General features: G+C 73.5%; 8 protein-coding genes. 3 read left to right on the top strand and 5 right to left on the bottom strand.

The annotated features are described in order from the left end of the window. The 3 genes from BU197_RS17875 to BU197_RS17865 all read right to left on the bottom strand — a co-directional run. On the bottom strand, positions 1-528 hold a 528-nt coding region (locus BU197_RS17875; RefSeq protein WP_188269286.1), incomplete at its 3' end, for a ribonuclease H. Between the two features lie 58 nt (positions 529-586). After that, a complete protein-coding gene (locus BU197_RS17870) occupies positions 587-1,501 on the bottom strand; it encodes an AAA family ATPase (RefSeq protein ID WP_317452036.1) in 915 nt (304 codons plus the stop codon). Positions 1,502-1,504: 3 nt separating this feature from the next. After that, the gene (locus BU197_RS17865) at positions 1,505-2,710 is read right to left on the bottom strand and encodes a T4 RnlA family RNA ligase (RefSeq protein WP_188269285.1); all 1,206 of its coding nucleotides are present in this window, start codon (positions 2,708-2,710) and stop codon (positions 1,505-1,507) included. A gap of 192 nt (positions 2,711-2,902) precedes the next feature. On the opposite strand from BU197_RS17865, the gene BU197_RS17860 reads away from it, so the two are divergent. Continuing rightward, positions 2,903-3,178, top strand: a complete 276-nt coding sequence (locus BU197_RS17860; protein WP_188269284.1) for a hypothetical protein — start codon at positions 2,903-2,905, stop codon at positions 3,176-3,178. Between the two features lie 368 nt (positions 3,179-3,546). Next, positions 3,547-4,722, top strand: a complete 1,176-nt coding sequence (locus BU197_RS17855) for a YncE family protein (protein WP_188269283.1) — start codon at positions 3,547-3,549, stop codon at positions 4,720-4,722. Between the two features lie 147 nt (positions 4,723-4,869). On the opposite strand, the gene BU197_RS17850 is transcribed toward BU197_RS17855, so the two are convergent. Next, a complete protein-coding gene (locus BU197_RS17850; protein ID WP_188269282.1) occupies positions 4,870-6,450 on the bottom strand; it encodes an aspartate:alanine exchanger family transporter in 1,581 nt (526 codons plus the stop codon). A gap of 57 nt (positions 6,451-6,507) precedes the next feature. Here BU197_RS17850 and BU197_RS17845 point away from each other — a divergent pair, with 57 nt between their 5' ends. Then, complete coding sequence (locus BU197_RS17845) at positions 6,508-7,881, top strand: NAD(P)/FAD-dependent oxidoreductase (protein WP_188269281.1); 1,374 nt, start codon at positions 6,508-6,510, stop codon at positions 7,879-7,881. Between the two features lie 233 nt (positions 7,882-8,114). Here the strand turns inward: BU197_RS17845 and BU197_RS17840 are convergent. Continuing rightward, on the bottom strand, positions 8,115-8,732 hold a 618-nt coding region (locus BU197_RS17840), incomplete at its 5' end, for a L,D-transpeptidase family protein (RefSeq protein WP_188269280.1).

The raw sequence follows: 8,732 nt of genomic DNA, 5'->3' as shown, positions 1-8,732 counted from the left end.
GGAGGAGCGCGCGCGGGGCGCGGAGGCGCGTGTCGTCGCCTCGGGGGGCGGCAGCGGGGCTCCGGCGTCGGAACCGGTGGCTTCCTGCGTACGGGCCGTGTGGCTGGCCGCGCGGTCGGCCGCGTCGTTGAGGGGGTCGCCGTCCGTCTGGTGGGCGGGGGTGTAGACGAACTCGACGTCCCTGCCGGTGAGGAGGGCGTCGATGCGGACCACCAGGTCCTTGTTGGCGACGGGGCTGCCCGAGGAGGTCTTCCAGCCCTTGCGGCGCCAGCCGGGCAGCCAGGTCGTGACCGCCTTCATGGCGTACTGCGAGTCCATGCGGACCTCGGCGGGCACGGCGGGGTCGAGCGTTTCGAGCAGTCGCTCCAGGGCCGTGAGTTCGGCCACGTTGTTCGTGGCCCGGCCGAGCGGCCCGGCCTCCCAGCGCTCGATCGTCCCGTCGGCGCCGCCGACGACCCATGCCCAGGCCGCGGGCCCGGGGTTTCCTTTCGACGCGCCGTCGCACGCCGCGATGATCTTTTCCACCATCCCACGATCCTGACACGGCCGCGGGGAGGGGTCGTCCCCTCCCCTTGGCCGCCCCGGCTCAGAAGGCGCCGTAGTTGACCTGCCAAGTGGGCAGGCCCATCCGGCGCCAGAGGGCGACGACCCGGTCGCGGTCGTCGAGCGAGACGCGGACGGCGTACCGCCTGCGCACATGGGCGTCGAAGAGTTCGGCCTTCACGAGGTCGTCACCGCGTCCGTCGCCGGAGGCGCGCATCCACAGTTCGTCGTAGGGGACCTCATGGCGGGCGAGCCAGCCCTCGGTGAGGGCGCGGTGGTCCTCGCTGCGGCCGGAGAGCAGCACGATCCGGTCGCGCTGGGTGTGCCGGAAGGCCAGCAGGGCGTCGCGCACGGAGGCGTTGAGGAGGTCGCGGTCGCAGCGGCTGAAGTCGTAGGGGCCCCGGTCGACGCGGAGCGCGAGGGTGCCGTCGATGTCGCACATGACGGCCGTGGGCAGCGTCGGGTCGGGGACGTAGGGCTCGACGGCGGGCTGGTCGTTGAGCCAGTCGGCGGTGAGCCGCCAGCCGTTCCGGGTGGCCTTGGCGTGCTTGTCGGCGAGCAGCCGGATGATGTCCTCGCCTACGGGCCGCTCACGGGCCGCGTCGCGACGGACGCACTCGTCGACGGGTACGGCGGTGAAGTCGTGGACGGTGAAGGTGGCCTGGCCCGCGACGGCGGCCTTCAGGCGCTTGGGGATGTGCGGGGTCAGATGGGTGTTGTCGACGACGACGTCGAAGCCGGCGTCGACGGCCGCGCGGACGGCGGCGTCCTGGATGCCGAGCACGGTCTGCTCGTGCTGGTGCGAGCGGCCCTGCTCCGGCGCCGGTATGTCGAGCATGGTGCGCAGATCGTCGAGGTTGACGCGGCGTATCCGGCCCTCGGCGGCGGTCTGGAGTGCGCGGGCGGCGGTGGTCTTGCCCGAGGCGGGAAGGCCGGTCATGACGTGGACGACGGGCACGGGTCAGTTCTCCTGGTCGTGGGTGAAGGGGTCCGAGGTCTCGGGGCGCAGCTGCCGCCACACGAGGAGGTCGGTGGGGCGTCCGTCGAGGCGCAGGAAGAGCGCGGCGCGCAGCCCCCGGTCGGGCACCCGGGCGGCGGCGCGGGCGAAGGCGGCCCGGTCCCCCGCGAGGTGGGCCAGGGGCGCGTAGGCCTCGTCGAAGGCGCGTTCGCGGTCGGCGGCGGCGGTTTCGAGCCGGGCGACCACCTCGCGCACCCAGGCGTCGAACTCGTCCGGCACCTGCTCCAGGAGGGCGTCCAGGGGCTTGCCGCCGTCGGCCTCGACCTCGGCGACGGAGCAGCCGATGCCCTTGGCGACCTCGGCGGCGGGCAGGGCGGCGAAGCGCTGGATGCCGTGGCCGCGCCAGATGTCCCGCTCGGTGACCCCGGTGAGGACCTTGTGGAGGCGTATGTACTCGGCGAGCTTGGCCTTGGCGCGCAGGCCGGAGGCGAAGCGCAGGACGAAGCCCTCGGCGTCGGTGCCGGTGGCGCGGCTCCCGTCGGGGAGGGTGTCGGACTCGGTGAGGGCGACGAGTTCGGCGACGCTGTCGAAGGGCCGGGCGCCCACGACGGAGCCGATCGGGTGCCAGCCCTCGGCGGCCTCGGCGAGGGGGGTCTCGGTGCCGTCGGGCGCGAAGGCGGCGAGCAGGACGAGGTCGCGGCGGTCGCCGTAGTTCACGACGATCCGGTTGGCGGGGTGGACCATCTCCGCGAGGTAGGTGACGCCGGGCGTCAGGCCCGTGGTGTCGGAGGCGTCGAGCCTACGCTGCGTCCAGGTCGCCTGGACGCTGGTGAAGGAGCCCTTGGAGGCGGCGTGCCAGTGGTCCTCGTAGTGGAAGACCACGGCGAGGCTGCCGTCGACCTTGTCGAACACCTCGAACGGTTCGTCGGGCAGCGGTGGCGCGTAGGGGCGTCCGGCGGTGTGTTCGGAGACGTTGAAGAACTTCGGGAGGGGCAGGGCGACGACCCGGCCGGCGTCGTCGGCGACGAGGCCCCGGCATCGGGTGGTGGCCGCGTTCCAGTGCTGGGCGTACTGGCACGCGCGGGTGTACGTGTAGATCGACAGCGGCAGCCCGGGGTGCCGCTTGCGCGTGATGTGGCCCGCTTCGAGCGCGGCGGCGAGTTCGCCGGACGGCATCAGGTCGTGCAGAGTCAGGGTCGCCTGGCTCATGGGGTCCCTCCCGTGGGTTCGTTGACCCATTCTCGGCCGGGGAGAGGGGCTTGGACCAGCGATTTTCCCGGGCGTCCGGGCGCTGCGGACGCCGTGCCCAGGGCTCCCGATCCGGGCGTGTCGGTGGCGCCCCGTAGACTCGCCGTCTGCCCGCCGGTGATGTCACCGGCACAGGAGAAGGAAGCGAGCCCCATGAACCACGCGGACGGCACGGCACCGATCTACGCCGAGCTCATACGGGAGCGGGGGGATGTTCCGGCTGACGTCCGCCAGGTCGCGGAGCAGGTCCTGCGGGATCTGAGCCGGTACATCCAGGTACCGCCGCAGCCTGTTCCCGGCGCGCAGGGCGCGGCCCCGCAGCAGGGTGGCGTACCGCACCCGGGTATGGGCGGGCCGATGGGCGTCGGCGGTCCCGTGGGTGTGGTGGGCCAGGCGGCGGCGGTCATGCCGCACCGGCCGCTGCGCTGACGGCAGAGTGCGTCGTACCACCTTCCGGTGAGGGTCGTGCCTTGGGGCGGCACGGTTCTCGCGGGTGAGCGGGTGTTTTCCGGGACGGGCCGGGTCGGCGGAGACGGGGCGGAGGATCGAAGCGGGGGTACGAGCGAGTCGCCGTGGCCGCCCGCCCCCAGTGACTGCCGGTAACTTCCGGGCGGCGTCGGCTACTACCGGTATCCGCCGGGTCCGCCGGGGTCCGCCGGCGTCCGCCGACGAGCACCGGAATCCGCCGGTGGTCGCCTGTGCCCGCCGGTCGGCGGCCACCGCCGTCCGTACCGGATGCGCGTACCCGCTGTCCGTCCCGCTCTCGCCCGAGCCTCCGTCCGACCCTGGAGTCCGTCATGCCGCAGTTCCGCCGTGCGTCCCGTGCCACCCGGGTGCTCGTGCCCATGGCGGTCTCCGCCGTCCTGCTCACCGGGTGCGCCGGGGGTCCCGGGGAGGAGGCGGCGCGCTCGGCCGGGACCGGGGAGACGGTGGGCGGCTCCGTCTCCACGGCATCGCCCTCCCCCGCCACGACGCCCTCCCCCGGCCCGGCCGAGCGCGCCGCCGCCGGTTCGCTGCTGGTCTCCGACTTCGGCGCCGACACGGTGACGTTCGTCGACCCGGTGAAGGGCGCCACGGGTTCCGTGCGGGTCGGCACGGCCCCGTACGGGCTGGTGGTGGGCCGGGACGGACGGGCGTGGACGGCGACCGCCGAGGGGGTGGCGGTGGTGGACACCGGGACCCGGCGGCTGCTGGCGCTCGTGCCGTACGCGACGGACACCGGGCCCGTGACCACCGGCGAGTACCGGGGCGGCGGCATGGGCATCGCGCTCGCGCCGGACGGAAGCCGGATCTACGTGGGCGTCAACGTGCCCGGGGGGAACGGCACTCTGGAGGTCGTCGACACGGCGACGCTGCGGGTCACCGGCACCGTGCCGGTGGGCCGCCGTCCCTTCGACGTGGACGTGTCCCGGGACGGCGCCGAGGTGTACGTGACGAACCACGACTCCTTCGACGTCACCGTCGTCACGGCGGCGACGCTGAGGCCGCGCCGCGTCGAGGTCGCTCCGTACGGTACGGAGGGCGGGCTCGGTTCCTGGCTGAAGCCGCACTACACGGCCGTCCGGCCCTCGGACGGAAAGCTGTTGCTCCCCTTCGAGGGCGAGCGGCTCGCCGTGGTCGACCCCCGCACCGGGCGGACCGTCATCGAGCCGATGACGGCCGACACGCATCAGCACGGCGTCACCGTCACCCCGGACGGGAGGCTGTTCGTGGTGGGGACGGGGCCGATCGACCCGGCCGAGGACCAGGGGCCCTCCCTGACCGTGCGCGAGCCCGGCGGGACCGAGCGCGTGTACCCCCTGGAGGGGCCCCACGAGAACGTGGCCGTCTCCGCCGACGGCCGTACCGCCTATGTCACGGGCGGGTTCACCCGGGACGGCTTCCGGGACGTGCTGAGCGTCGTCGACCTCGGATCCGGCGCCACGCGCCGACTGCCTGCGGGCTCCCGGCCGTTGGGCATCGCGGTCCTGTGAGGACCGGGCGGCCCCGGCACGCCGTGGCGGCCGGGGTCCCCGGAGCAACGTAACCCGGCCGCACGGCTCCGGCGACCGGAAGCCGAAAGCCGGGGACCGGAAACCCGGGTCCGGCGATCGTGGCCGGATCCGCGCGACCGGGCGGGGTCAGAGCCCCACGATCAGCTGGATGCAGACGATCTTGACCAGGATCGCGAGGGCGAACAGGGTCGCGTACCCGGTGTTGACCCGGCTGTCCGAGACCCGGCTGTTGGCGTACGCGGTGATGGCCGGGTTGCCCACGTACCCGGCGAGGAGCCCCATCGTGCGGGGCTTGCTCTGGCCGAGCAGCCGGGCGATCAGGACCATCAGGGCGTAGCTGAGGACGGCGCTGACGAGCAGGACGATCAGGAGTTTGAGGCCGAACATCGAGAAGGCGTCGTGGCGGAAGGCGTATCCCGAGGTGAGGCCGACGCAGGCGAGGAAGACCAGCAGGCCGATCTGGCGGAGCGTGAGGTTGGCGCGGGTCGGCAGCACCCACACCAGGGGGCCGGTGCGGCGCACCCGGCCGAGGACCATCGCCATGACGAGCGGCCCGGCGGCGGTGCCGAGGGAGAGGACCGTGGAGCCGATGGTGAGCTTCGGGATGCCGATGAGGAACCCGGCGGCGAGACCGAGGCCCATGCTGACGGCGCTGACCTCGCTGACCTTGGCCTCGGTGTCGCCGAGGAAGGCGGTCACCTCGGCGGTGCGCTCGCGGGGCATGACGACCCGCACCCGGTCGTCGAGCTGGAGGAGCAGGTCCTCCTGGGCGAGCAGGTCCTGGTCGCCCCGGCGGACGCGGGTGGCCTTGGCCCCGTAGCGCTCGGCGAGGCCGAGTTCGGCGACGGTGCGCCCGGCGAGGTCGGGGTTGGTGAGCAGGATGCGCCGGTAGTCGATGACGTCGCGCCGGTCGAGGAGGTGGGTGGATGCCTCGGTGCCGAGTGCGGCGACCCCCGCCGCGAGGGCTTCGGGTCCGCCCGCCAGGACGACCTGGTCGCCGGGGGCGAAGGTGCCGGGGGACAGCGCGACCCGGGGGACTCCGTCGGCGCTCCGCAGGGCGCTGACGAGGAGTCGTCCGTCGGCGGCGCCGGGGACGTCGGCCCAGGCGACCGCCCGGGTGACGTCCACCGTCCGGGTGATCAGCTCGCCGGGGAGTCCGGTGCCGGGGTCCCGTCTGCCCGGCCAGTTGCGGACGCCCGCGATGACCGCGACGAAGAGGATGGTGAGGACGACGGCGAGGGGGTAGCCGATCGCGTATCCGGTGGCGGGCTGGGCCGGGTCCGCCGAGGATGCCTGGGCGGCGGCGAGACCGGGGGTGGTGGTGCCGATGCCCGCGTAGCCGCCGGCGAGGAAGGGACCCCCGATGCCGAAGACCTTGCTGCCGAGGACGCCGACGACGAGCGCGGTGACGACGAGCGCGACGACGGCTCCGATCATCACCGCCAACTGGGGCCGCAGTTCACGGAAGAACGCCGGTCCCGCCTCAAGTCCGACCGTGTACACGTACAGGGCGAGACCGAGTACGGGGAGCCCCGCGGGGACGGCCGGGCCGATGTCCGGATCGAACATGCCGAGCAGCAGCCCGACGAAGAGCACTCCGGCCGCGCCCAGCTTCACCGGCCCGAAGCGGACCATGCCGAGGAGCGATCCTGCCGCAATGACGATAAAAAGGGTGAACCACGGATAGTCAGCGAAGAATTGCCACATAGCGATACTCAGCCATAAAAGCTGGCATTCTGCATGTTCCTACGGAAGGCGGACAGCGTGACGCGACCGAGGATTCTCGTGGTGGGCGCCGGTTTCGCCGGAGTGGCCTGCGTACGGAGGCTCGAACGGCGGCTTGAGGAACGGGAGGCGCAGCTGACGCTGCTCTCGCCGTTCTCGTACCAGCTGTATCTGCCCCTGCTCCCCCAAGTGGCGGCGGGGGTGCTGTCCCCGCAGTCGGTGGCGCTCTCGCTGCGGCGCAGCCAGCGGCACCGCACCCGGATCGTGCCGGGCGGTGTGGTGGGCATCGACACGGCGTCGAAGGCGTGTGTGGTGCGGACGATCGCGGGCGAGTACGTGACGGAGCCGTACGACCATCTCGTGCTCTCGCCCGGCAGCGTCACCCGCAGCTTCGACATCCCGGGGCTCGCCGAACACGCGCGTGGGATGAAGACCCTGGCGGAGGCGGCGTACGTCCGCGATCACGTCATCGCCCAGCTGGACCTGGCGGACGCGAGCAACGACGAGGAGGAGCGGGCGGCGCGGCTGCGGTTCGTGGTGGTCGGCGGCGGCTACGCGGGCACGGAGACGGCCGCCTGCCTCCAGCTGCTCACCGGCAACGCGGTCAAGCGGTATCCGCGTCTCGACCCGAAGCTGATCAAGTGGCATCTGGTGGACATCGCGCCGAAGCTCATGCCGGAGCTGGGCGACAAGCTGGGCGCCGCCGCGATGGAGATCCTGACCCGGCGGGGCATCGAGGTGTCCCTCGGGGTGTCGGTGGCCTCGGTCGACGACGAGACGGTGACGCTCACCGACGGGCGGGCGCTGCCGAGCCGGACCCTGATCTGGACGGCCGGAGTGGCGGCGAGTCCGCTGATCGGGACGCTGGGCGCGGAGACGTTCCGGGGGCGGCTCGTCGTCTCGGCGGAGATGAAGGTCCCCGGGTTCGACGGGCTGTGGGGGCTCGGCGACGCCGCCGCCGTGCCCGATCTGGCGAAGGACGAGGAGGGGGCGATCTGCCCGCCGACCGCACAGCACGCCATGCGGCAGGGCAAGGCCCTCGCGGACAACCTGGTGGCGACCCTGCGCGGGGAGCGGACGCATCCGTATCTCCACAAGGACCTGGGGCTCGTGGTCGACCTCGGCGGAATGGACGGGGTGTCGAAACCGCTCGGGGTGGAGCTGCACGGCATGCCCGCGCAGGCCGTGGCGCGCGCCTACCACTGGGCGGCGCTGCGGACGGGCGTGGCGAAGACCCGGGTGATGACGAACTGGCTGCTGAACGCGGTCGCCGGGGACGACTACGTACGGACCGGGTTCCTGTCGACGAAGCCGGGGACGCTGCGGGACTTCGAGTACACCGACGCGTATCTGACGCCGGAGCAGGTCCGCGGTCACATGGGCGCGTTCCGGGGGGCGGTCGGGGGGAGCTAGCCGAGCCGGAGGGGCGGTCGGGGGTGGAGGGACGGTCGGGGGTGGAGCCGAGCCGGAGGGTGCGGCGGGGCCGGTGCCGGGCGCGGGTGTGGGCGCGGGAGCGGGTGCAGGTACGGGTGCAGGTGCGGTGACCGGCCTCGTCGCCCGCACCCGGCGCCGTCGCCCGCACCACCCGGCTCCGCCGCCCGCACCCGGTGCCACCCCGCGCCCGGTGGCCGGTGCCTTCCCCCGTGTCAGTGAGCCAGTTCCGGTGCCGGGCCCATGACCACGACCGGGTCCTTGGCCGGGTCGAGGGCGCGGAGCAGGGCGCGGAGTTCCTCGCGTTCCAGGGCGACGCAGGCCTGGGTGGGTCCGCCGTGGTCGACGTGGATCCAGACGCCGCCGCCCTTCTCCTCGCCGAGGGGGCGTTCCTTGTCGAGGGGGGTGCGGCCGGGGACGCGGTTGTAGTCGATGGCGATCACATGGTCGAAGGAGCCTTCGAGCGGTTCGCCGCCGAAGCCGGTGCCGCTGATCGCGAACTCCTCGTTCTGGTCGTACGGGAGGAGGGCGCCGGGGTCGGGGAGCCGGCCGCCCGCGTCGCCGATCCGGAAGACGCCGATGGGGGTGCGCAGATCCCCGGCGCTGTGGTCGGCGGTCCAGCCGTTGAGGGCGTTGTGCGCGGGCCACGGGCCCGCCGTGGGGATCCAGTGGCGGTCGGGGCCGCGTTCGTACAGGGTCGCGGTGGAGGTGGAGGAGTCGGCGGCGGATCCGCTGACGACGAGGGCCTGGGTGGTGCCGGCGGGGACGAGGTCCTGGGTCGCCGGGCCGATGCCGGGCAGGCGCGGCGCGGGGGCGGGGGTGGTGGCCGGGGC

This window comes from Streptomyces sp. CBMA291 (genome assembly GCF_014596525.1).
Lineage (GTDB): Bacteria > Actinomycetota > Actinomycetes > Streptomycetales > Streptomycetaceae > Streptomyces.
This window is presented reverse-complemented; position numbering and strand designations above follow the sequence as displayed.

What these genes read in the sequence shown, in the direction of transcription:
- BU197_RS17855 (WP_188269283.1), top strand. Translation starts at nt 3,547, where the DNA reads ATGCCGCAGTTCCGCCGTGCGTCCCGTGCCACCCGGGTGCTCGTGCCC.
- BU197_RS17850 (WP_188269282.1), bottom strand. Translation starts at nt 6,450, where the DNA reads ATGTGGCAATTCTTCGCTGACTATCCGTGGTTCACCCTTTTTATCGTC.
- BU197_RS17860 (WP_188269284.1), top strand. Translation starts at nt 2,903, where the DNA reads ATGAACCACGCGGACGGCACGGCACCGATCTACGCCGAGCTCATACGG.
- BU197_RS17865 (WP_188269285.1), bottom strand. Translation starts at nt 2,710, where the DNA reads ATGAGCCAGGCGACCCTGACTCTGCACGACCTGATGCCGTCCGGCGAA.